General features: G+C 60.1%; 22 protein-coding genes. 13 read left to right on the top strand and 9 right to left on the bottom strand.

Annotated elements, in window-relative coordinates; all coding sequences use genetic code 11:
* Positions 1–27: 27 nt before the first annotated feature.
* A complete protein-coding gene (locus ASD60_RS26310; protein ID WP_056856783.1) occupies positions 28–720 on the top strand; it encodes a GntR family transcriptional regulator in 693 nt (230 codons plus the stop codon).
* Here ASD60_RS26310 and ASD60_RS26305 read toward each other — a convergent pair.
* The 4 genes from ASD60_RS26305 to ASD60_RS26290 are packed head-to-tail and all read right to left on the bottom strand — an operon-like array spanning position 717 to position 6,498.
* The gene (locus ASD60_RS26305) at positions 717–1,946 is read right to left on the bottom strand and encodes an amidohydrolase family protein (RefSeq protein ID WP_056856782.1); all 1,230 of its coding nucleotides are present in this window, start codon (positions 1,944–1,946) and stop codon (positions 717–719) included. The two genes, ASD60_RS26310 and ASD60_RS26305, sit on opposite strands and share 4 nt — an antisense overlap.
* Complete coding sequence (locus tag ASD60_RS26300; protein ID WP_056856781.1) at positions 1,943–4,435, bottom strand: branched-chain amino acid ABC transporter ATP-binding protein/permease; 2,493 nt, start codon at positions 4,433–4,435, stop codon at positions 1,943–1,945. The genes ASD60_RS26305 and ASD60_RS26300 overlap by 4 nt, the downstream gene beginning before the upstream one ends.
* Positions 4,432–5,301, bottom strand: coding sequence for a branched-chain amino acid ABC transporter permease (locus ASD60_RS26295; RefSeq protein ID WP_056856780.1), 870 nt, complete (start codon positions 5,299–5,301; stop codon positions 4,432–4,434). Before ASD60_RS26295 ends, ASD60_RS26300 begins: the two co-directional genes overlap by 4 nt.
* 3 nt (positions 5,302–5,304) lie before the next feature.
* Positions 5,305–6,498: an ABC transporter substrate-binding protein gene (locus ASD60_RS26290; RefSeq protein ID WP_056856779.1), complete on the bottom strand. Its 1,194-nt coding sequence runs from the start codon at positions 6,496–6,498 to the stop codon at positions 5,305–5,307.
* 187 nt (positions 6,499–6,685) lie between these two features.
* Between ASD60_RS26290 and ASD60_RS26285 the strand changes: the two genes are divergently transcribed.
* Positions 6,686–7,084, top strand: a complete 399-nt coding sequence (locus ASD60_RS26285; RefSeq protein WP_056856778.1) for a nuclear transport factor 2 family protein — start codon at positions 6,686–6,688, stop codon at positions 7,082–7,084.
* Positions 7,085–7,199: 115 nt separating this feature from the next.
* Here the strand turns inward: ASD60_RS26285 and ASD60_RS28640 are convergent, their stop codons facing one another.
* Positions 7,200–7,601, bottom strand: a complete 402-nt coding sequence (locus ASD60_RS28640; protein WP_082557676.1) for a GFA family protein — start codon at positions 7,599–7,601, stop codon at positions 7,200–7,202.
* 112 nt (positions 7,602–7,713) lie between these two features.
* Positions 7,714–8,610, bottom strand: coding sequence for an AraC family transcriptional regulator (locus ASD60_RS26280; protein ID WP_056856915.1), 897 nt, complete (start codon positions 8,608–8,610; stop codon positions 7,714–7,716).
* Between the two features lie 138 nt (positions 8,611–8,748).
* Between ASD60_RS26280 and ASD60_RS26275 the strand changes: the two genes are divergently transcribed.
* The 3 genes from ASD60_RS26275 to ASD60_RS26265 are packed head-to-tail and all read left to right on the top strand — an operon-like array spanning position 8,749 to position 10,878.
* Positions 8,749–9,492, top strand: a complete 744-nt coding sequence (locus ASD60_RS26275; RefSeq protein ID WP_056856777.1) for an SDR family NAD(P)-dependent oxidoreductase — start codon at positions 8,749–8,751, stop codon at positions 9,490–9,492.
* Positions 9,493–9,502: 10 nt separating this feature from the next.
* Positions 9,503–9,904 carry a VOC family protein gene (locus ASD60_RS26270; protein ID WP_056856776.1) on the top strand — a complete coding sequence of 134 codons (402 nt, stop codon included), beginning with the start codon at positions 9,503–9,505 and terminating at the stop codon, positions 9,902–9,904.
* Complete coding sequence (locus ASD60_RS26265; protein ID WP_056856775.1) at positions 9,901–10,878, top strand: saccharopine dehydrogenase family protein; 978 nt, start codon at positions 9,901–9,903, stop codon at positions 10,876–10,878. Before ASD60_RS26270 ends, ASD60_RS26265 begins: the two co-directional genes overlap by 4 nt.
* A gap of 20 nt (positions 10,879–10,898) precedes the next feature.
* Here the strand turns inward: ASD60_RS26265 and ASD60_RS26260 are convergent, their stop codons facing one another.
* Positions 10,899–11,765, bottom strand: a complete 867-nt coding sequence (locus ASD60_RS26260) for an AraC family transcriptional regulator (RefSeq protein WP_082557675.1) — start codon at positions 11,763–11,765, stop codon at positions 10,899–10,901.
* A gap of 204 nt (positions 11,766–11,969) precedes the next feature.
* On the opposite strand from ASD60_RS26260, the gene ASD60_RS26255 reads away from it, so the two are divergent.
* Positions 11,970–12,719: an SDR family NAD(P)-dependent oxidoreductase gene (locus ASD60_RS26255; protein WP_056856773.1), complete on the top strand. Its 750-nt coding sequence runs from the start codon at positions 11,970–11,972 to the stop codon at positions 12,717–12,719.
* A gap of 415 nt (positions 12,720–13,134) precedes the next feature.
* On the opposite strand, the gene yfcF is transcribed toward ASD60_RS26255, so the two are convergent.
* Positions 13,135–13,767 (bottom strand): glutathione transferase, encoded by a 633-nt coding sequence (gene yfcF / locus ASD60_RS26250; protein WP_056856772.1) that lies wholly within the window; start codon positions 13,765–13,767, stop codon positions 13,135–13,137.
* 442 nt (positions 13,768–14,209) lie between these two features.
* Between yfcF and ASD60_RS26245 the strand changes: the two genes are divergently transcribed.
* On the top strand, positions 14,210–14,668 hold the full coding sequence (locus ASD60_RS26245; protein WP_056856771.1) for a metallophosphoesterase family protein: 459 nt from the start codon (positions 14,210–14,212) through the stop codon (positions 14,666–14,668).
* A gap of 62 nt (positions 14,669–14,730) precedes the next feature.
* On the opposite strand, the gene ASD60_RS26240 is transcribed toward ASD60_RS26245, so the two are convergent.
* Entirely contained in the window at positions 14,731–15,003 is a 273-nt protein-coding gene (locus ASD60_RS26240) for a hypothetical protein (protein WP_056856770.1), read from the bottom strand.
* A gap of 444 nt (positions 15,004–15,447) precedes the next feature.
* On the opposite strand from ASD60_RS26240, the gene ASD60_RS26235 reads away from it, so the two are divergent.
* From ASD60_RS26235 to ASD60_RS26210, 6 genes are all read left to right on the top strand, one after another.
* Positions 15,448–16,809 carry an MATE family efflux transporter gene (locus tag ASD60_RS26235; RefSeq protein ID WP_056856769.1) on the top strand — a complete coding sequence of 454 codons (1,362 nt, stop codon included), beginning with the start codon at positions 15,448–15,450 and terminating at the stop codon, positions 16,807–16,809.
* A gap of 138 nt (positions 16,810–16,947) precedes the next feature.
* Complete coding sequence (locus tag ASD60_RS26230) at positions 16,948–17,913, top strand: alpha/beta fold hydrolase (RefSeq protein WP_056856768.1); 966 nt, start codon at positions 16,948–16,950, stop codon at positions 17,911–17,913.
* A 161-nt stretch (positions 17,914–18,074) separates the two neighbouring features.
* Complete coding sequence (locus tag ASD60_RS26225; RefSeq protein WP_056856767.1) at positions 18,075–18,761, top strand: phosphoribosyltransferase; 687 nt, start codon at positions 18,075–18,077, stop codon at positions 18,759–18,761.
* Between the two features lie 83 nt (positions 18,762–18,844).
* Positions 18,845–19,390 carry a sigma-70 family RNA polymerase sigma factor gene (locus ASD60_RS26220; protein WP_056856766.1) on the top strand — a complete coding sequence of 182 codons (546 nt, stop codon included), beginning with the start codon at positions 18,845–18,847 and terminating at the stop codon, positions 19,388–19,390.
* Positions 19,387–20,346, top strand: a complete 960-nt coding sequence (locus ASD60_RS26215) for a FecR family protein (protein ID WP_056856765.1) — start codon at positions 19,387–19,389, stop codon at positions 20,344–20,346. The genes ASD60_RS26220 and ASD60_RS26215 overlap by 4 nt, the downstream gene beginning before the upstream one ends.
* A gap of 192 nt (positions 20,347–20,538) precedes the next feature.
* Complete coding sequence (locus tag ASD60_RS26210; protein ID WP_056856764.1) at positions 20,539–23,034, top strand: TonB-dependent siderophore receptor; 2,496 nt, start codon at positions 20,539–20,541, stop codon at positions 23,032–23,034.
* The last annotated feature ends 23 nt before the right edge of the window (positions 23,035–23,057 follow it).

The raw sequence follows: 23,057 nt of genomic DNA, 5'->3' as shown, positions 1-23,057 counted from the left end.
GAGGCTTTCTGGACAACAGAGGAATGGATGGGCTTGAGCACTGTCACCGCCAAACAGCTTGAAGTGCAACGCATCGTCGATGCGCTGTTCAAGGCTATCGCCCAGCATCGCCTGCCGCCTGGCACTCGATTGGTAGAAGCACACATTGTCGAAACCCTGCAGGCCAACCGCAATCATGTGCAGGTGGCGTTGCAGCGGCTGGCGATGCAAAAGGTGGTGACCATCGAAGCCAATCGCGGCGCCATGGTTGCTCAGCCGACGGCAAAGGAAGCGCGGGATATCTTCAGCGCGCGTCGCGCCATCGAGCGGGCGATGGTCGAGGCCATCACCCCGGCAGGGATGCGCAAACACCGGCAGCGCATCGCCCGGCACATGAACAACGAACGCAAAGCCACCAACGACACCGATCGACGTGCCATCGTCCGCGAGCTGAGCGAGTTTCACCTGCTGCTCGGCGAGATCAGTGGCAATGCCGTGCTGAGCGATATCCTCGCCAACCTGATGGTGCGCAGTTCATTGATCGTCGCGCTGTACCAGCGCAATGACGTGCCATCCTGCGCCTCGGATGAACATCAGGAGATCATTACCGCGCTGGAAAATGGCGACAATGAAAGAGCCGTCGCCGTCATGCTCGAACACCTGGATGAACTGGAAGGGCAGTTGGCCCTGGAAGAAAGCGTGCCCGAGGAATTCAACCTCAAGCAGGCGTTGATCGATTAAGCACTCGGCTTCAGCAACGTTCCCGCCGGCCGGCTGAACGTCTGAAGCCCTCCCTTGAAGCCCATGACCGGTGCGCATATTTCAGCGATGACCGCCGCCGGCGAGGGCGCGTCGAACACAATGAAATCGGCGCGGCAGCCTGGCAGCAGGCCGTAATCGGACAACCTCAGCATACGCGCCGCCTCGCTGGATACCCACGCCAGGCATTGCCGCAGTTGCGCCGCCGTGCCCATCTGGCTGACGTTGGCGAACAGGTTGGCCTGGCGGATCAACGACGCGTCGCCATAGGGCGTGAACGGGTTGCCGATGTTGTTGGTGGACACCGAACAGGTCACGCCGCAAGCGTGCAGATGCGCCAGTGGCGCCAGTCCTCTGGGTTTGTTGTGAAACGCCTCGCGACCCATCAGGAACAGATCGGTGCTGGGCAGGCAAGTCACCTGCACGCCCGCTTGCGCCAGGTGCAGGCCAAGCACCGTCAGGGGTTCCCGGGGCAAGGTCGACAGCTTGGTCGCGTGGCCGACGGTGACGCGTCCGCCCCAGCCATGCAGCTGCGTGCAGCGTGCCACCTCCATGACGGTCATGCCTTCGGGATTCAGGTCGAAATCCAGGTGCAGGTCCAGGTCGCAGTCGTAGCGCACCGCCAGTTCGAACAGGCGCTGGATCTGCCCGTTCGGGTCACTGTCCATATAGGGACAGCCGCCGAGTACGGTGGCGCCGCTTTCCAGTGCCTGGCACAGCAGCGCTTCAGTCCCCGGATTGTTCAGCAAACCCTCCTGGGGGAACACGCAGATTTCCAGGCTGATGGCCCAGGCATAATCGGCTTGCAAGCGGCGAATGGCATTGAACCCGGTCAGGCCAATCTGCGGGTCCAGCTCGACATGGGTCCGGATATGCGTCGTGCCTTGGACAATCGCCTTGTCCATTACCCGGGCACCGCGCCGATAGACATCGTCTTCAGTGAATTCGGCTTTTGCTGCCCGGGTTTGCGCCACGGCCTCAGCCAGCGTGCCTTCATGCAGCTGGCAGCGTTGCATGATGCAGGCCTTGTCCAGATGCAAGTGGGTTTCGATCAGGCCCGGCATCATCAATTGGCCCTGCAGGTCAAGGGTTTGCCAATGGCGTGTGTCCTTACTGAAGGCGGCGACGAAGTAGCCGTTCTCGACATGAATCTCGCTATTGGCGCGCTCGTCAGGCAGTCGGGCATTGATGATTTTCAAGGCGCTCATGCGACGGCTCCTTCACCCAGGTAAGCGGCAGCCAACGCCTGATCGTCGCGCAACTCTGCGGCGCTGGCGGCTTTGACAATGCTCCCGGTTTCCAGCACATAGGCGCGATCCGCCACCTGAAGGGCCAGGTTGGCCATTTGATCCACCAGCAGGATGGTCACGCCTTCGTCGCGCAGTGCGGCCAGTGCGTCGTACAGCTCGCCGATCATGGCCGGCGACAAGCCCAGTGAAGGTTCATCCAGCAACAGGACTTTTGGCTTGGCCATCAGGCCGCGACCCACCGCGACCATTTGTTGTTCGCCACCGGAAAGCAGCCCGGCCGGGTTGTCGATGCGGTCTCGAAGGCGCGGGAAGCGCTTGAGGATGGCCTCGATTTCCGCGTCGGCGTCGAAGGCTTCGCGGCGTGAATACCCACCCAGCAACAGGTTGTCGCGCACACTCAGGTAAGGGAATACCTGGCGGCCTTCGGGTACCAGCGCCAGGCCTTTTGCCGCGACGGTGCTGGCGTTGGCCTGTTCGATGTTTTCGTTATCCAGCAGGATGCTGCCGCTGCTGGCGCGATGCAGGCCGGCCAGGCATTGCAGGATGCTCGATTTGCCCGCGCCGTTGGCGCCGAGAATCGCCACCAGCTCGCCGGGATTGACCAGCAGGTTGACCTTGTCGACCACCGCTGACGCGCCATAGTCGATGACCAGGTCCTTGACGAACAGGCGCGCATCGCGGCTGCCATTCCAGGCCTGTTCGCGCGGCGTGGCCTGATACTCGGTGCCGCCCAGGTACGCGGCGATCACCTGCTGGTTACGGCGGATTTCAGCCGGCGGACCTGCGGCGATAGGCTTGCCCGCGTCGAGCACCAACAGGTGCTCGGACACCGACATGACCAGCGCCATGTCGTGCTCGACCAGAATCACCGTGAGGCCAAAATCCGCCAGCTTGCGCAGCAGAACGGCCAGATCATCGGTGTCGCGGCGGCTCAGACCCGCTGCCGGTTCATCCAGCAACAGGACCGCAGGCGCGGTGGCCAGTGCGCGGGCGATTTCCACCAGGCGGCGATCCACATGGGGCAAGTCCTCGGCGGCAATGTTCACCTCGCCGCGGTAGCCCACCAGTGCCAGCAGATCCAGCGCCAGGCTTCGCTGCTCGTCGGTGGCAAGGCTGAACGGCAGGCCCAGGCGACCCTTCTGCATCGCGACCAGCAGATTGTCCAGCACCGACATTTCGCCGAACAGCAGGGTGGTCTGATAGGTGCGGGCGATGCCGGCCCGGGCGCTTTTCCAGGCCGGCAGGCCCGCCAATGGCTGTTGCAATTCGATCTGGCCGCTGTCCGGCACATAGAACCCGCTGATCATGTTGAGCACGGTGGTTTTACCCGCGCCGTTGGGGCCGATGATGCTGGTGATGCTGCCGGCAGGTGCATGCAGGCTGACATGCTGCGCGGCCTGCACGCCGCCGAAGCGAATGCCTATGTCACTGACCCGCAAGCCTGAAGACGGGCCACGACTGCGCAAATGCGCGGCGATGCGTTGCTGATCGATGCGCGTCGGTGGCAGCAAGCGAGGCGGTTTGATCCAGCGTCGGGCGAGGGCGCCGAGCAGGCCGTTGGGCGCGATCCAGAGCACCAATAGCAGGAGCACGGAAAAGATCAGCAGGCGGTACTCGGCAAAGTCGGACAGCAGTTCCGGCACCAGCACGATCAGCAGTGCGCCAATCAACGGTCCGAACAGCATGCCGCTGCCGCCGACGATCACGGCCAGGACAAACAGAATGGATTGGGAGAACGGGAAGGATTCAGGGTTGATGAACATCAGCAATGGCGCGAGCAAGCCACCCGCCAGCCCGGTCAATGCCGCCGACAAGGCAAACGCCAGGGTTTTGCTGATGACCGGATTGAAGCCCAGTGAGCGGGCGGCAATCTCCGAGGCTTTCACCGCGCGCATGGCCTTGCCCCAACTGCTGTGGCTCAGGCGCTGGTAAAACAGCAGGGCGCCTATCATCAACGCACCGGCCAACAGGGCGAGGACAGTCGCCGGATCAAGGCCGGCGAATTCCGGCAGCGGGATACCCATCAAGCCGTTGGAGCCGCCCGTCACGTCCCGCCATTCGATCAGGCTGTGATGCACCACAAAACTGAAGGCGATGGTGATCATCGCCAAGTACGGGCCGCTGACCCGAAGAGCGGGAATCGCCAACAGCGCGCCGACCAGTCCGGCTACCGCACCGGCCGTGGGCAGGGCCAGCCACAACGGCCAGCCCGCCAGTGTCAGCAGTGCCGATACATAGGCACCGATGGCGTAGAAGGCGATATGCCCGAAGGATATCTGCCCACTGAGGCCGATCAGGATATTGAGGCCCACACCGACCACCGCCGCCAGGGCGCAGAGGGTGAAAACCAGCAGCGAGTAGCTGTCCAGCGTGAACGCCAGCACGCCGCAGACGATCGCGAGCAGGGCAATGAAGACCGGTGCGGCCAGGGGGTTGAAGTTCTTCATACTTTCACCAGTGCCTGGCTGCCGAACAGACCGTTGGGACGAATCGCCAGTGCGACAATGACCAGCGCAAACGTGAATATCTGGGTGAAGGCGGAGCCGAAATACAACGTGATCAATGCTTCAGTCAGGCCGAACAGCAGCCCCGCCGTGAACACACCGCCCGCGCTGGTGATGCCGCCGAGAATGGCCACCGCGAACGCCTTGAGGCCAAACAACATGCCCATTTCCGCATTGACGCTGAACAGCGGCGCAATCAATAAACCCGCCACGCCGGCGAATACCGTGGAGACAGCAAAGGCGATGGCGACCACGCGATTGACGTTGATCCCCATCAGCATCGCCGCGCGGGGATTCTGCACGCAGGCTTCCAGTACCTTGCCCAGCCGGGTGTAACGCCGCACCAGATACAGCGCCAGGGCAATGGCCGCGCCTGCCAGCGGAATCAGCAATTGCAGTGCGCCCACGTTGCTGCCAAACAGCTCGATGTTCAGATTGACCAGGCTGCTTTCAAATTGGCGCGGCTCCTTGCCGAAAGTAAACAGCGCCAGGTTATCCACCAGGATGCCTCCCGCCACCGTTGCCATCAGCCAGGCCTGTGAGCCGCGACTGTGGAAGGGCCGTACCAGCCAGCGTTCGATCACCAGGCCGTACAGCCCGCAGAGGATCAGCGTCAGCGGCAGGGCCAGCCACAGCGACCAGCCCCAGTTGATGCAGAGGGTGTAGCCCAGCACGGCGCCGACCATCATGGCGCTGCCTTGGGCAAAGTTGACGGTGCGCGAGACGACGTAGGTCAGGTGAAAACCCAACGCCAGCAACGCGTACATGCTGCCGAGGCCGAGGCCGGTGATGATGGCGGCGGTGAACATGGCTTACTCCTCAGGCTTGAGCGGCACGATCTGGTCGTTGACGACGTGGGTGAACAGATAGTCGTCCGGCCCCAGCGCGTCATGCTTGGATGGGGTAAACGGTTGCTTGTAGTGCTTGATCAAACCATCGTATTCGTTGATGGCGTAGAACCCGTCGCGTACGGCCTTGCCCTCGGTGCTGCCGGCTTTTTCAATGGCCTGGGCGGTGAGATGCAGCGCGTCGTAGGCATTGGCAATGCCCACTGCCGGCGTGACGTCAGCCAGCGTCTTGATCTGCGGGTATGCCGTTTTCAACGCAGCCAACAAGGCATCGCCCTTGGCGCCATTGTTCTCGGTGAACACGTAGGTCTGGATGAAATGCACGCGAGAGGCGTTCGGCCCCGCCAATTCGCCAAAGCGACCACCGGCCGGCCCCCAGTGAGAAACGACCGGCACGTCCCAGCCCATGCGGTCCAGGGACTTGACCACCTGTGCCGAGGGACTGACGTTACCGACCAGCAGCAGGGTGTCCGCACCGGCGTTTTTCAATCGGGTCAGTTGCGGCACTACGTCGAGATCGCTGTCCTGGATACGCTCGACACCAGCGTTGGGCATGCCGCGTTTTTCCAGGGCGCGCTTGAATCCAGCCTCGTTGGACTCGCCCCATGGATTGTTGATGAGGATCATCCCCGGCTTCTTCATGCCGTTGTCGACGCCGTACTTCACCAGTGCCTCATCCACCAGTTCATCGACGGCGGAAACCCGGAACACGTAGTTATCGGCTGCGCCGTTCTCGGTGATTTTCGTACCGGCGGCCCAGATGCCCATGAACGGTACTTTCATCTGGTTGACCAGCGGCACGATGGCCAGGGAAACCGGTGTATCAAGACCGCCAAACAGCACCGCGACCTTTTCCCGCTGGACCAGTTCGCGAGCGGCGAGGATGCCCTTGGACGGGTTGCTTTCGTCGTCACGACGCACCAGCTCCAGCGGACGCCCCAGCACGCCGCCGCTGGCGTTGACCTCATTGATGGCCATGGTCAAGCCCCGAGTCAGGGCTTCGCCGGATTTGGCCGACTGGCCCGAAAGCGCGGCTACCAGACCGACTTTGATCGGCGGCTCGGACGCTTGCGCGCCACCGAAAAGAGCCATGTTGAGCGTGACTGCCGCAGCCACGGGAAACAGCAGACGTTGCAGGTTTGGAAGCCGGGTGGCCATAGTTGATTCTCCTGATTGCTAGCAGTTGCATAATTATTGCTAGCAAGTAGGATGCCAGTCGCAGCAGCCCTTGAAATAGGGTGGTTTTGCAGGGGCTGGCAGAGTTTTTCGCGCCAAAAGAAGGCGGCTTGCACCATGCAAAGGCGTCCGAATCAACCGGGTATTCCTAGAGTCAGGAGTTTTAGCGATGTCTGAAATGAATAAGGATGTACAGATTGTTAGCAATTTTCTCGAGGCTTCCATGGCCCCGGATCCCGTCCGGGCGGCGACGTTCATGAGTGCCGATGTAAAGATCACCTTCACCGGCGGCCGGGCCATGCCCGATCCGCTGGCGATCACGGCGTTCAATGGCTCACGCTACGCCTGGGTCAAGAAAGCCATGGGAAACTTCGACTGGATGGACCGGGGCGACCATACCGTGGTGTATTCCAATGGCACACTGTTTGGCGAATGGCCGGATGGCCGCCGCTTTTCGGGCAATCGTTATCTGGACCGCTTCGAAGTGCGCGATGGCAAAATCACCCATATGGACGTCTGGAACGACAGTGCTGAGTGGTTGCTGGCACCGGAGATTGCCAAGGAATGAAAGGGCACTTTGTTGTTGCGCACAGTTGAGCCAGGGTTCAGCGCGAACGAAAAGTTGGGGGCAGGCGATTGGCGTGGCATATGCGCTGAGTCCAATCGAAATCGACCTATTGCGGTCAATCCATCTGAGGCGATGAGTTGGAGGGTGTATACCAGTGAACTCTAGAGACGACATGAACGTGTTTTTGCTTCTGAGGCGTGAAGGGGGTGTCGAGTGTGCCCAGTGCTATCGAAACCCAATCGGAAGATTCGCCTTGAGAGCGTGACCAAAACAAAGTTGAACCACATTGCGCGCAGAACTCGCGTAGCACCGATTCTGATGAAGAATACTTAGTGATGTGGCCAGCGCCGTTGAGTATCCGTAGTGCGCTACGGGGCACGCTACCATACGAAGCGAATGCTGCACCGTGACCTTTGCGGCATTGATTACAGTGACAATGGCTCACTGCTTTTGGCGTAGTCAGTAGCTCATAACTGATTGCTGTGCAAAGGCAGCTTCCCTGATAGGCCACTGTCATGCGTTCGTCCCTGTCGCTGGAAAAGACACCAGCTTAACCACCTTGATCTGATCAGTCGAACGTCCGCTTTTTGGCCGATAGTTGCCAGTCACGGCTACCTGCGGTATGCCGCTCAATTACCTGCTATCACTCTCGCTTGCCCATGGATTCTGCTCGCATCCTGCGAGGGGGGAAGCCCAAACACCTTTGCATAATCCCGGCTGAACTGCGTCGCGCTTTCATAACCAACTTCGAAAGCAGCAGCCATGACACTCTTCGCATTCGCCACCATCAGTGTTCTGGCCTGGAGCAGGCGCACGCGCTTTTGGTACTGCAACGGGCTCAGGTTGGTCACGGCCTTGAAGTGGCGGTGAAACGCCGAGACGCTCATCGACGCTCGCTCGGCCAGGCGCTCGACCCCTATGGGCTGGGCGAAGTCCTGGCGGATCCACTGCACCGCAAGGTTCACACGGGCCATCGCGCTGTCGGGCGCTGCGATCTCTCGCAGCATCCAGCCAAGGGGGCCCTGGAGCACACGGAAAATGATTTCCCGCTCGTAAACCGGGGCCAGCGCGGCGATGGCATCGGCGTCACCCATGAGTCTCAACATTCGAACCCAGGCGTCCATGAGTTCAGTGGTCATCGATGCGACCGAAAACCCTGAGTAGGCGTCGACTCGATTGGCAGGTTTGGGCAGGTCGGCGAACAGGTTGGATAACACCGTCGGATCGAGCGTCAGGCTGACGGCAAGATACGGCTCCCCGGTTTCGGCGGGGTGCACCGAGCCGACGGCGGGCAGGTTGATGGACATCACGAAGTAAGTCGCGGGGTCATATCGCAGCGTGCGGTCGCCCACGGTCATGCATTTGCTGCCTTGCAGAATCACGTTGATCATCGGGTCATAGACCGCCGCGAGCATGTGCTCGGGAATCTTGCCCTTGACCATGGCCACGCGGGGAATACCGGTTTCGGTGCGCCGGTTTTCAGCCTTGGCCGCGAGAGACCTGAGTTCGTTCAGTTGATTGTCCATGCCGGCCATGCTGAGGGCAGAAGCTGATGCGCTGCAAGTAAAAAGCAGAAACAGGCAGGTTTCGAGCAGGAACGGGTGCGTTCTGCACTGGGGAGATCAGTACGCTGGGTCCTCATTCCAAGCACTGAGGAACAGCACATGAGCGTCATCGTCACTACGGGCGGGAGTCGCGGCATTGGTGCCTGTGCCGCCGAGCATATTGCTCGGCGGGGCATGGGCGTCATCCTGACCTACAACCGTCATCCAGAGGAGGCGGCTCGCGTCGTGGAGGGCATCGAGCATGCGGGAGGCAAGGCGGTTGCGCTCAAGCTCGATGTGTCTGATGTCGCAAGCTTCTCCGAGTTTCGCGAGTCAGTGACACTTGCCTTGCGCGAGACCTGGGGCCTCACCACCCTCAGTGGCTTGGTCAACAATGCCGGATATGGTCTGTTCAACCCTTTGGCCACCGTCAGCGAAGCGCAGTTTGATGGCTTGTTCAACGTTCATCTCAAAGGCCCGTTCTTCCTCACACAGACCTTGCTGCCGTTGCTGGCGGACGGTGCGAGTATCGTCAACCTTACCAGCGCGACCACTCGCGTCGCCACGGCGGGTGTCGCGCCTTACGCAGCGTTCAAGGGCGGGCTCGAAGTGCTCACGCGTTACATGGCCAAGGAGTTTGGCGAACGACGGATTCGGGCCAACGCCGTGTCACCCGGCGCGATCCGTACCGAACTTGGCGGCGGCCTGAACAAAGAATTCGAGGCTTTGCTGGCGGCGCAGACTGCGCTGGGCAGAGTAGGCGAAGCGGAGGACGTTGCGCGAGTGATTGCCACGTTGCTGTCGCAGGACGGCGGCTGGATCAATGCCCAGACCATCGAGGTCGCTGGCGGCTACAACATCTGAGGATTACTCCATGCTGGATCATGTCTTTTTGTCGGTAAGCGACATCACCCGTTCCATCCGTTTCTACGAAGCGGCGTTGACCCCGTTGGACATCACTGCGCGACTGGACTACGACGGCAAGGATGGCCCGCCGGGGCATCCCGACCTCAAAGGCTTCGGCGCAAATGGCCGGGTGTTTTTCTGGCTACGCGAAGGGATCGTTGAAGGCCGTGCCGCCCATGTGGGGTTCGTCGCCAAAAGTAAGGCTGCGGTGGACGCCGCCTACGCCGCAGCCATGAAAGAGGGCGCTGTCGACAACGGCGCGCCAGGCGCACGTCTGCACTACGACCCGGATTACTACGCCGCCAACGTGCTGGACCCGGACGGATACAGCCTCGAATTCGTTTATAAAAAATGGCAGCACGTCCAATGAGCACACTGCTGATATACGGCGCCACCGGCTATACCGGTCGCATGGCCGCTGAACGGGCGAAGGCGCTGGGCCTGCGCTTCGAAATTGCCGGGCGTAATCACCTGCGTCTTGCGGCCCTCGCAACGCAACTGGATGTGCCGTTTCGGGTGTTCGATGCCGACGCGGACGCGGCGGGCTCGCTGTCTGGTATCTCTGTCCTGCTCAATTTCGCCGGACCCTTTGCGCACACCGCAGAGGCGTTGATGCGCGCCTGCATCAAGGCCGGGGTCGACTATCTGGACATCACGGCGGAGATCAACGTCTATCGGCTGGCCGAGCGTCTGGGCGCAGATGCCGTTTCGCATCACGTCATGCTCTTGCCGGGTGTGGGGTGGGACGTCGTACCGACCGACTCACTGGCGGTGCATGTCGCCAGGCGTGTCGAACAGCCCTTTGCGCTGAGCATCGCGCTTCAGGTCCCAGGTTCGATGTCCCGTGGCTCGGCCCTGAGCGTCAGCGAAATCATGGGGGCGGGGATAATGGCGAGGGTCGACGGAGAACTGGTCGCGACACCTGATGCAACGCCGCGTCACTTCGATTTCGGTGATGGCCCGGTCCTGTGTGCGCCTCTGTCGTTTGGTGATCTGGTGACAGGTTGGCACTCGACAGGCGTCCCGAACATCGCGATGTTCGTGCACATTTCAGGCGACGCGTTTCCAGAAGGCGATCTGTCGCAACTGCCCGATGGCCCGACGCCCGAGGAAAGGGAGGCGTATCGCGCCCGAGCAGTGGTTGAGGTCATTGGCGTTGACGGCGTAATCGCCCGCTCTGTAATCGAAACCGTGAACGGCTATTCCTACACGCCACTGGCCGCAGTGGAAGCGGCGCGGCGGGTATTGGAAGGTGAACGTCTGTCGGGATTCGCTACCCCCGCCAACGTCTTTGGTAGCGGGTTTGCCGAGAGTATCGAAGGGACGTCGATCTCGGATTTTTGAGGCGACTCACCCGAGTGCCATCAGCCTGCGGCGGGGAGGGGAGACTTGAATCTCGCCGCATCCCGCGCAGGAGGCAGGCCAAACAATCTTGCATATTCACGGTTGAATTGCGAAGCGCTTTCATATCCAACGGCATAGGCGATTGATGTCGCGTCCAGCGTGTCGAACAGCAGCAACCACCGCGCCCGGAGCAAGCGCAGGCGTTTCTGATACTGGATCGGTGTCATGGCCGTTACTGATTTGAAGTGCCGGTAGAAGGCGGCAACGCTCATGTCCGCCATGCGTGCCAGCGGCTCTACCCGAAACGGCTCGGTGTAGTGGTCTCGAATCCACTGGGTGACGCGGCGGATCTGCGTCAACCGCCCATCCGGCCGCGCGACGTCACGCAGAATGCCACCCAACGGTCCCTGCAAGGCGCGGAACAGAATCTCCCGTTCGATCATCGGCGCCAGGATCGCCGCTTCGTGAGGGTGATCCATGAGCCGCATCATGCGCAGCCACGCATCGATCATTTGCGCAGGCGCGAGAACGCCTTCAAAACAGGCATCCTGCAATGGCCTTGGCGTTTTGCCTTCGTCCATCAAAAGCGTGGCGATCACATCCGGATCCAGCGTCAGGCTGACCGCCAGATAGGGCTGCTCAACTGTGTCTGCGTGAACCTGTCCTGTGGCGGGCACGTCCAAAGGCACCAGAAAATACCGGCCTGCAGAATACCTGGAAACTTTTTCCCCAATCGACAAGGTCTTAGTGCCCTGCAGAACCAGGTGCAGCATCGGTTGATAGACCTGACTCGCACAGGCCTCGGCACGCACCATCGCCACGCGGGGTAACCCGGTCTCGGTCCACTTGTCTTGCGCACGCATCACGATGCAGCGCAGTTCTGCCATTGATTGTTCCATGCTGTCCACCGTGAGCCATATCCCGGGCCATGGCAAGCCCAGTGAGAAGGATAGGCAAGCATGTGCGATTAACCGGCAAACGTCGGCGTCCTCGCTGCCTGAATACTGATGGCAAGCGGCGCGTTGCCTTGCAGTCTTTCATGACCCAAGCGCGACGCAGCCACCTGTCACGTAACTTCAAAAGGGCAAGTCATGAAACTCGAAGGAAAAATAGCGGTTGTCACCGGCGCATCCAAGGGCATCGGCGCCGGGATTGCCAAGGCTTTGGCGGCGCAGGGCGCAACGGTCATCATCAATTACGCCACCAGCCAGGCGGATGCCGATGCTGTGGTTGCCGGGATTGAGGCTAATGGCGGAGCAGCGCTAGCCGTGCAGGCAGACATGAGTCAGGCGACCGATGTGGTGCGCCTGTTTGAAACGGTCCGTGAGAACTACGGCACTCTGGATATCCTGGTCAACAATGCCGGTGTGGCTGTGTTCGAGATGATCGATGACCTGACCGAAGATGCCTTCCATAAGCAATTCAACCTGAATGTGCTGGGCTATCTGCTGGCAGTGCGTGAGGCCGTCAAACTGCTGGGGTCGAACGGTAGCATCATCAATATCAGCTCGATCCTCAGTACCGACCCCTATCTGGCATCGAGCGTCTACTCGGCTACTAAAGGTGCAATCGATACCTTGACCTTCGCACTGGCCAGGGAGTTGGGCGCACGCGGTATCAGGGTCAACTCGATTCTGCCAGGCCATACGAACACCCCGGCTACCGATGGCAACTTTGCAGGAGAGTTCGGAGAAAAGCTGTTGGCTGGAACACCGTTGGGACGCTTTGGGGAACCTGAGGACATCGCACCATTGGCCGTGTTTCTGGCATCTGAAGATTCGCGTTGGGTGACGGGCGAATCCATCCGTGCTTCGGGCGGTGTTCGTGGTGTGGGGTACTGACTTGCCTGGCTAAATCTCCATCGTTGCGGCGTTGTTCGGTGCCTTGGGCACGTCGATACCACTCATTCTGTCAGCAATCCCCGAGTGACCTTCGAGGGTGACAGGGCACACCTGGATGCGGTTATGAAGGCGCAGCCTGTGCTGAAGAACGACCCGGCACGCCATTGCCTCATGAATACCGCTACGCCGTTGAGTTGGTCAGGCTCGGCGCGGGATAGGGCATCCAGCGGGTGACGGTCGACAACGTCTGGCGGGCAGGCGACTCTGGTGTGCTAATAGGCGCTTAATCGCGAAGGGGACCTGACGTGTCCGGGCGTGACTTGTACGTCGCGCTCGGTTTCAAGAGGCTGCTTTCGCCCCATAACTGCTGCTCAGCAGCGGCAGAATTCGGCCATTATCAGCAATTTGCGTGCGGCTACATTGGAGGTCGTTGCAGCTTGATCCACTCTTGCACTGTCGGGCGCTGCCATTGGCGCTGGGCGTAATCCTCCAGTTGAGCCGGTACGGTGTCCCCATTAAGAATCAATCGGTTCAGCATCAATGCCAGATCAACATCGGCGATCGACCATTGGCCAAAGATGTAGTTCGGGCTATCGGTAAGCAGCGATTGAGCGACATCAAGCAACTTTTGCTTGGCAGATTCAGCCGATGCGGACAAAGGTCCGTATTTTTGGCCATAGAATATAACCAGCGTTGAGCGCTCCTGGCGGATGGGTAGCAAATCACTGCGTAGCCACGCTTGAATTTGTCTCGCCGCGGCACGCTGTTGCGGGGGCTGTGGGTAAACAGATGTTTGGGGGAACACATCTTCCAGGTACTCAGTGATTGCCGATGATTCCGACAACGCAAAGTCACCATGCACGAGGGTGGGCACTCTCTGAGTCAACGAAAGACGGGCATAATCACTGGTCTGGTTCTCCAGTGTTGCCAGGTTCAAGGTACTCATTTCGAACTCAATTCCCTTTTCTCTAAGTGCCACAAAGCATGACAGCGCGTAGGGGCTGGTGAATTGAGAGTCAACGTAAAGGCGCAGTCTCGGGTCATTCATAGCGACATCTCCATATGCAGAATGGAACACGCTAGAACATCCGACGCTTTAAATAAAATGCGTGTTTTTTATGGGGGCATTCCTCACAGGAATGCGGTATTGCCGCGAATCACCTCTAATTTTCTAGACGCTTTCGAAGGTTTCCTCTTGGCCGCTTTCTGCCCATCCCGGAGGATCAAAACGATGCCAGTCACTCAGGTGGTTGAAGATACGTTTCATCGTGTGATTATGAGTATCTTGGGGGCTTGGGTGCGAGGGTACCTTCTTCAGTGATTGGCTGCTATGAGGCGGCGTTCTTCAACCAGTCGCACATGGGTACTCGGTTGATCCGCCAGAATCAGAAATGATGAAGAACTATCGGATGGACTTTTAAAATTACTCGAGCGGCAGCTCCTGGCCGTTTCTGTTGAAGATCATCCTTGAGCCTGACTTGGAGCCTTGCATGAAAGTTGGCGTTATTTCCGATACCCACGGCCTGCTCCGTCCCGAAGCTCTGATGGCTTTGCAGGGCAGTGGGTTGATCATTCACGCGGGCGACATCGGCAAGCCGGAAATTCTTGAGCAACTGGCAGCCATTGCGCCGTTGCATGTGGTGCGCGGGAACAATGACTTGGGCGCACCGTGGGCGGAGCAACTCGTTGATCACCTGGGTTTCGACGTCGAGGGCTGGCAGACCTTGCTGGTCCACGACGTTGCCGATGTGCCTGCCTTGCTTGATGAAGGCACGAGGCTGGTGATTACCGGGCATTCTCATAAACCGCTCATCGAATGGCGCAGTGAACGGCTGTACCTCAATCCAGGCAGCGCGGGGCCGCGGCGGTTCAGGTTGCCGGTGACGTTGGCGTTGCTTGAGGTGGAAAAGGGGTCGATTGAACCGCGATTGGTTGCGTTGTTGGAGTGAGCTGACGAATAACCCTATTTTGATCCTGCGAAAAGTCGGGCGCCGAGAGCGCCCGATTTTATTTACTGCGCCGCTTGCGCCCGCAATCGTCGCCCAACCACATCCATCAAATCACAACCATCGCGCAACGGAATGGCCAGCAGTTTGGAAAAGTCCGACAACACCACCGTGTCGCAACCAATCTCGGCGCGAAAGGCGATGTTCTCCAATACCTGAGTGACTGTGCGAATGCGGTAATCCGCCATGGCTTGCAGGACGTCGAGCGGGGCTTCGGTATCAATGAGCAGGGAGGGCGGAATCAGGTCAAGTCCGGTGAGGGGCATGTATCTTTCCATAGTGAAACTCCGATCAAGGCAAAGGTTGACTGTCCCTCAATCGTCGCCAAACGAATGGGTGACAGCTGTACGCAGGTTGGCGAACCGGGATCGGAATCCGGCAGACCCGAAGGTCTCCCGCGCACAGCTGCCATAAAGACAGCTTTGCGGGCATGCAAAAGCGACTGCATTAAAGCACAGAGCCTTTGCATTCCAATCGATCAGGTCGCCAAACCCGAATCGCCATTTGGGGCGACGGCACCGACTATAAGCCTCACGAGATCGGCAGGGTAGGTGAGGCATTCCGAACTTCATGTAGGACCAAAGTCGCCGCATTCTCGGATCTTTCACATCACTTCCCTACAAAACTAAACACGTCCCCCAAAATGTACGTTGCCCCTCGCTCATAACTCACCGAAGCTATCCTTCATCAGCCCTCACGCCGTCGAGATGGACCTCCACCCCATGCAAACTGCCACTGCCGCCCAACATCCGCTCTGGAAAACCTACCTGCTTTTCCTCGCGCCCATGGTGCTGTCGAATTTCCTGCAATCCATGTCCGGCACCGTCAACAGCATCTACATCGGCCAGATGCTCGGCACGCAGGCGCTGGCGGCGGTGTCGGGGATGTTTCCCATCGTGTTCTTCTTTATTGCCCTGGTCATTGGTTTGGGCGCGGGTGCGGGGGTTTTGATCGGACAAGCGTGGGGCGCGCGTGAGGTGCATCTGGTCAAGGCCATCGCCGGGGCGACGTTGATGTTGGGGGTGTTGATCGGCTTGGTGGCGGCGGTGGTGGGGAGTGTGTTTGCGCGGTCTTCGCTGGTGGGGTTGGGGACGCCGGCGGACGTGCTGGACGATGCGGTGGCGTATGCCCATGTGATGTTGTGGTTCATGCCGACGATGCTGGTGTTTGTGTTGTTCACGCAGTTGTTGCGCGGGGTGAGCGATACGATGTCGCCGTTGTTGGCGCTGGTGGTGTCGACCGTTATTGGCCTGGCGCTGACGCCGGCGTTGATTCGCGGGTGGTTGGGGTTGCCGCCGCTGGGGATTCAAAGTGCGGCGTTTGCCGGGTTGGCGGGTAACCTGGTGGCGATGGGGTGGCTGGCATGGCGCTTGATTCGTCGGGGCCATCCGTTGGCGCCGGACCGCGAGTTTTTTGCGTCGATGAAGCTCGATTGGGGGATTCTCGGCAAGGTGTTGCGCATCGGTTTGCCCACCGGGTTGCAGATGGTGGTGTTGTCGCTGTCGGAGCTGGTGATCCTGGCGCTGGTGAACCAGCACGGTTCCCAGGCGACGGCGGCTTATGGCGCGGTGACGCAGATCGTCAATTACGTGCAGTTCCCGGCGCTGTCGATTGCGATCACGGCGTCGATCCTTGGCGCGCAGGCGATCGGGGCAGGGCGCATCGAACGCATCGGGCCAATTCTGAAGACCGGATTGATGATCAATGTGTGCCTGACGGGCGGCTTGATCGTGCTCGGGTACGTGTTGTCGAGTTGGTTGCTGGCGTCGTTCCTCACGGAAGAAACGACGCTGAATATGGCTGAACACCTGTTGCACATCATGCTCTGGAGCCTGTTGGTGTTCGGCTTCCAGGCAATCATCGGCGGCATCATGCGCGCCAGCGGCACGGTGATGGTGCCGGTGGCGATTTCGATTGTGTGCGTGGTGGGTGTGCAACTGCCGGTGGCGTATTTGCTGGACGCGCGGTTCGGCTTGCCAGGGGTTTGGATGGCGTTTCCGGTGGCGTATCTGGGGATGCTGGCGTTGCAAACGCTGTATTACAAATTGGTGTGGCAGCATCAGAAGATTGAGCGGTTGGTGTAGCAGGGCGGCAGGGCCTGTGTATCGCTATGTAAGATCGGCGGTGAAAATACAGATCATTACAAATCCGGTACGGGGTGGATACATCGAGGTGGCACTGTTTACCCAGGTCACTTTTGCACCTTGAATCGGAGTTTTCCCATGAATAAATGGCTGCCTGCCCTGGCCCTCGGTTGTGCCATGGGCCTGTCGCTTTCCAATGTCGCCCACGCTGCCGAACCGGCCAGCCCTTCGGTGGAGCATATGACGGTTGCCTACCGCAGTATCAAGGTTGATGACCTGTCGATTTTCTATCGTGAAGCCGGGCGGCCGGATGCGCCAACTTTGTTGCTGCTGCACGGCTTTCCCAGTTCTTCGCGCATGTATGACCCGCTGCTGTCACGGTTGGCGCAGCACTACCACCTGGTGGCGCCGGACTATCCTGGGTTTGGTCACAGCGATGCCCCGGATGCGAAGTTGTTTGTTTATACCTTCGATCATCTGGCCAGTGTTATGGAGCATTTCACCGAAGCACTGGGCCTGAACAAATATGCGCTGTATGTGCAGGACTACGGCGGCCCGGTTGGATTCCGAATGATGCTCGCCCATCCCGAACGCCTGCAGGCACTGATTATCCAGAATGCGGTTGCACACGAGGATGGGCTCGGGCCGCTGTGGCAGAAACGGCGTGAGTTCTGGGCCAATCGAGCCCCGAACGAGGCGGGGTTGCGAGCGAGCTTTTTCTCGTTGGCGACCACCCGGCAGCGGCACGTCGGTGCCAATCCTGCGATAGAAGTTTTCAACCCGGATTTGTGGACCGACGAATACAACTTCCTGAATCAGCCAGGACAAGCGGATATCCAAAGTGATCTGTTCTATGACTACCGCAACAATGTGGCCAGCTATCCGAAGTGGCAAGCCTGGCTACGCGAGCACCAACCACCGACGCTGGTAGTGTGGGGCAAGTTTGATCCGTCTTTTGACGTTGCCGAAACCGAGGCCTATCGACGGGATCTCCCGGCCGCGGACATTCATGTGCTGGAGGCCGGTCATTTTGCACTGGATGAAAAACCCGGGGAAATTGCGCGGTTGGTCGGGGATTTTCTTGCCAGGCATGTAGGGAAATAACCCTCAAGCGTCACGGTTGACTGGGCTGGCCCCATCGTGAGGAGGCTCGCCTGCAGGGGATCGGCGGTACGCAGGGAGGTCTTGATGACGGCCATCATCGCACCGACAATCAGGGGTGGGGGAAGTCACCGGCAGGCGCGATCGCCTGGGGAGGTTTTCCAATGAGCCCCTTGTCCCATTCCATCCTGCAGGATCGAGCAGCCGCAGGGCGGCGGTTGGTGGAGCCGTTGCTGCATTACGCCCATCGGCCTGATGTCATCATTCTCGCCTTGCCCCGTGGCGGTGTGCCGGTGGCCTATGAAGTGGCCAGGGCGCTGGGTGTTCGCCTCGACTTGATGCTGGTGCGCAAACTCGGCGTGCCGTCCCGTCCGGAGTACGCCATGGGCGCGATTGCCAGTGGCGGCATTCAGATTCGCAATGAAGAAGCACTGCACTTTCATCCCATCGACAGGGCTGCTTTCCAGGCCGTGGTCGACCGCGAGAGCCGCGAACTGCGGCGTCGAGAGCAGGTCTATCGGGGATCGCGTGCGCCGGTGCATCTCAAGGACCAGGTGGTGATCCTGATCGACGACGGCCTGGCGACTGGCGCTTCGATGCGGGCGGCGGTGCAGGCGGTTCGATTGCAGGCGCCGTCGCGCATCGTGGTGGCCGTTCCGGTGGCGCCGGTTGAAACGGCCGAGGCGCTGCGCAGGGAAGTGGATGAACTGGTGTGCCCATTGTTTCCGGACTGGTTCACATCGATTGGGCACTGGTACGTGGATTTTTCCCAGACGTCGGACGCGGAGGTCATCGAGTTGTTGCAACGGGCGTGGGTGCAGGAGGCCGACTCGCCTGACGCCAAAGGTTGATCACCACGTCGCTTGCTCTGGTGAAGATTTGCTGTCATCGTTCGCGCTATTGGTAATTTTTCTTATTTGAGAAATTTTTTCGTATGCGCGATTTTTCCGTGGCCGGCGACGATCTTGCGCGTCGTCAGCAGACTTTCACTGAGCTCTACAGCAATCATCATTCATGGTTGCATGGCTGGCTGCGGAAAAAACTGGGCTGCTCGCAACGGGCGGCGGACCTCGCGCACGATGCCTTCATTCGGGTGCTGACCCTTGCCGAACCGCAGTCCATCAAGGAACCCCGGGCCTTTCTGGCGACGATGGCGGGGCGCTTGCTGATCGATGGCGCGCGGCGCCGACGGATCGAGCAGGCGTACCTTGAGGCGTTGGCGTTGCAGGCTCAAGACGCCGGCATGCCCGATCCGGCGGCGGTGCACGCGGCGCTTGATGCGCTGGAAAAAATTTCCGCCATGCTCGCCGGGTTGCCGACCAAGACCCGCGAAGCTTTTCTGCTTAGCCGCCTGGACGGCCTGACCTACAGCGAAATCGCCATCGAACTGAAGGTGTCGGCCAGTACCGTGAAAAATTACGTCGCGAGTGTGTTGGTGCATTGCTACAACGCCTTGTACACCGAGGATTCGCCCGCGTGACGAGCCTCGATAAACCTACCGAGAAAATGATCGTCGAGGCCGCGCACTGGCTTGCGTTGCTGCACGACGAAGCAGTCACTGATCGCGACTGCGAGGCGTTCGATGCCTGGTGCAAGGCCGACCCGCGCCACGAACTGGCGCACACACGCATGCGGGCATTGTGGTCGAGCCTGGATGAGTTGCCGGCGGCACCGGCGCGGGTTGCACTCAAGCAGGCCTTTGCGCAACCGCGTCCGAAAGCCACAACCCGTGGCGCTCAGGTGTTCGGTCTGTTGAGCGTGCTGTTCTGTGGGTGGTTCAGCCTGGAGAACTGGCCCCTGTGGTTTGCCGACCAGCGCACCGACGTGGGCGAACGGCGGGAGGTGGCGTTGGCCGACGGCAGCCGGGTGCAACTCAACAGCCATTCGGCGCTGGACGTGAAATTCGACGGCCAGCAACGGGTGGTCGAGTTGCTCACCGGGGAGATGTGGGTGGAGGTGGCCAAGGACGCCAAGCGGCCGTTCGTGGTGCGCACCGAACAAGGCACGGCGACCGCGCTGGGTACGCGTTACCTGGTTCGTCGCACGGACGATGGCGCCACCGTGGTCACGGTTCTGGAGTCGGTGGTCGCAGCCAAAGCCAATGGTGCCGAGGCGATCAAAGTCATGGCGGGGCAGCAGACGCGGCTCAAGGACGGGCAGGCGCAAGCACCACAAGCCATTGGCAACGCTGAGCCGGATGCCTGGACTCGCGGTTTGCTCAAGGTCGACGATCGGCCGGTGAGCGAGGTGCTTCAGGCCCTCGCCGGTTACCGTCGCGGACTGGTGCGTTTCGATACGCAAGCGTTGCAGGGCATGCGCGTTTCCGGGGTGTTCCGCCTCGACGATACCGACGCGGCACTGGCGACATTGGCGGACAACCTGCCGATCAAGGTGGAGTACTTCACGGATCTGTTAGTGGTGGTCAAGCCGCTGTAGTTCGCCAAAATCAATGCAGGAGCGAGCCTGCTCGCGATTGTGGAGTGTCAGCAATCATCCTTTTGGCTGACACGGCTCTCATCGCGAGCAGGCTCGCTCTTACATTTTTAATGCAAATCACTCGTATTCGTTGTCCGTTTTTTCGACATGGCCGTCATGGATAGTAACGCTCCCCATTTCACAGGACTTTCCATGTCACGCTTTGCTCGTCCCTTGCATCCCTTGGCGCTGTCGGTCGCGATGGCTTTTGTCGCGGTGCCCCTGCACGCCGCTGAACCAACATCGCCCGAAACCGCAACCAGCGCAGTGCGCAGTTTCGCCATCCCGGCCGGGGATTTGGGCCAGGCGCTGAACAGTTTCGCCGAGCAAGCCGACCTGACGCTGGCGTTCGACCCGGCGTTGACGCGCGGTAAAACCAGCGCTGGCCTGAGCGGTCAATTCAGTGCGCCGCAGGCGCTTAGCCGATTGCTGCAGGGCAGCGGCCTGAGCGCCATCGCGCTGTCGGCCACGCGTTATCGCATCGAGCCGACCCCCGAGCCAGTGGCCGGTACGCTGATGTTGGGCGCCACCGATATCAACGGTGCCTGGCAAAGTGAAAGCCCTACCGGCCCGGTGGCAGGCTACGTCGCAACCCGCGCGTTGTCAGGGACCAAAACCGACACGGCGTTGATCGAGACACCGCAATCGATTTCCGTGGTGACCAAGGATCAAATGCGCGCGCAAGGCGCCGAGAGCCTCAATCAGATTTTGCGCTACACCGCTGCGGTGGTGCCGGAAACCCGCGGCTCCACGGCTTCGCGTCTGGATCAGATGACCATTCGTGGCTTCTCCCCGGCCACTTATCTGGACGGCTTGCGCATGCCCGGCAGCCGGGATGCTTCACCGCAAAAGGATGCCTTCGATCTGGAGCGGGTAGAGGTGCTGCGCGGTCCTTCTTCGGTGCTCTATGGGCAGGCCAGCCCCAGCGGCGTGCTCAACATGGTGAGCAAGCGTCCGCTGGATACGCCGTTCCACGAGATCGGCATCGAGTACGGCACCTTCAACAAAAAACGTACGACCTTCGACACCACGGGCCCGCTGGATGATCAGGGCGTTTACTCCTATCGCGTTGCCGGCCTGTACGACGAGGCCGACGGCCAGCTCGAACACACTGAGACCCAGCGTCAGGCGCTGTCGTCGGCTTTCACCTGGCGTCCAAGCGATGACACTTCGCTGACGTTGCTCGGGCACTTCCAGAAAGATCCGAAAGCCGCCTCGTACGGCTCGGTGCCGGCCTGGGGCTCGGTGTTGCACAGCCCGTTGGGGCGCAGCATCGACGTCGATTTCTACGACGGTGAAGAGGATTTCGAGAAGAGTGACCGGGAGTATTTCTCTCTTGGCTACCTGTTCGAACACCACATCAACGACGTGTGGACCGTGCGCCAGAATCTGCGTTACCTGCAAAGCGAAGGCGATTACCGCAGCATCTACAACAGCAATCTGCGGGCCGATTACCGTACGTCCAATCGCTCGACCATTGCCACAGATGTGAACCTCGATTCCTGGACCGTGGACAACCAGTTGCAGGCCAGATTCGACACCGGCGCGGTGCAGCACACGGTGCTGTTCGGCGCCGATTACCAGAACACCAGCACCCACACCAAGTCCGGTTTCGGCACCGGGCCGACCCTGGATATTTTTGACCCGGTGTACGGTGCGCCAGTCACCACACCGGCGTTCACCTCTGACGCCACGCAACGCAACGAGCAAAAAGGCCTGTACCTGCAAGAGCAATTGAAGTGGGACAAATGGGTGTTGCTGTTGGGCGGTCGCTACGACTGGGCCGACAATAACAACAGCACCACCAACCTGCGTACCAACGCCAAGACCAAGACCTCGCTGCAAAGCGAAGCCTTCACCGGTCGCCTGGGCGTGGTGTACCTGTTCGACAATGGCATCTCGCCATATGCCAGCTACTCGGAATCGTTCGAGCCGCAATCAGGCACCGGCTACGGCGGTTCGGTGTTCGAACCCACCGAAGGCAAGCAGTACGAAGTGGGCATCAAGTACCAGCCGCCGGGCAGCAACAGTTTCATCACCGCTTCGGTCTTCGACCTGCGCCAGAGCAACGTGCCGACACTTGACCCGGACCCGACCCACATCTGCGGAACCGGTCGCTGTCAGGAACAGACCGGTGAAGTGCGCTCCCGTGGTTTCGAACTCGAAGGCAAGGCCAGCCTCAACGACAACCTGGACATCACGGCCGCCTACGCCTATCTGGATAACCGGATTACCCAGTCCAACAGTACCGTCAGCTACGCACCGTTGACCGACATCGCCGTCGGCCCGGCCGTGCCCGCCAAAGGCACCACTACCTATGGCGTACCGCGTCACACGGCTTCGGCCTGGGCTGATTACACCTTCCACGATGGCGTCGCCAAAGGTTTCGGCGTCGGCGCCGGTGCCCGTTACGTCGGTTCATCCTGGGGTGACACGGCCAACACGTTGAAGGTGCCGGGCTACACGCTGTTCGATGCTTCGTTGCACTACGACATCCCGCACCTCAACAGCCTCAAGGACAATCTGCGCCTGGCCTTGAACGCCAGTAACCTTGCCAACAAAGAGTATGTGGCTTCCTGCTATTCCTACTCCTGGTGCTGGTATGGGGCACAACGCACAGTGCAGGCGAGCGCGACTTATCAGTGGTAGGCATCAATGTGACATTCTGAAAC

This window comes from Pseudomonas sp. Root562, assembly GCF_001427125.1.
Classification (GTDB): Bacteria; Pseudomonadota; Gammaproteobacteria; order Pseudomonadales; family Pseudomonadaceae; genus Aquipseudomonas.
This window is presented reverse-complemented; position numbering and strand designations above follow the sequence as displayed.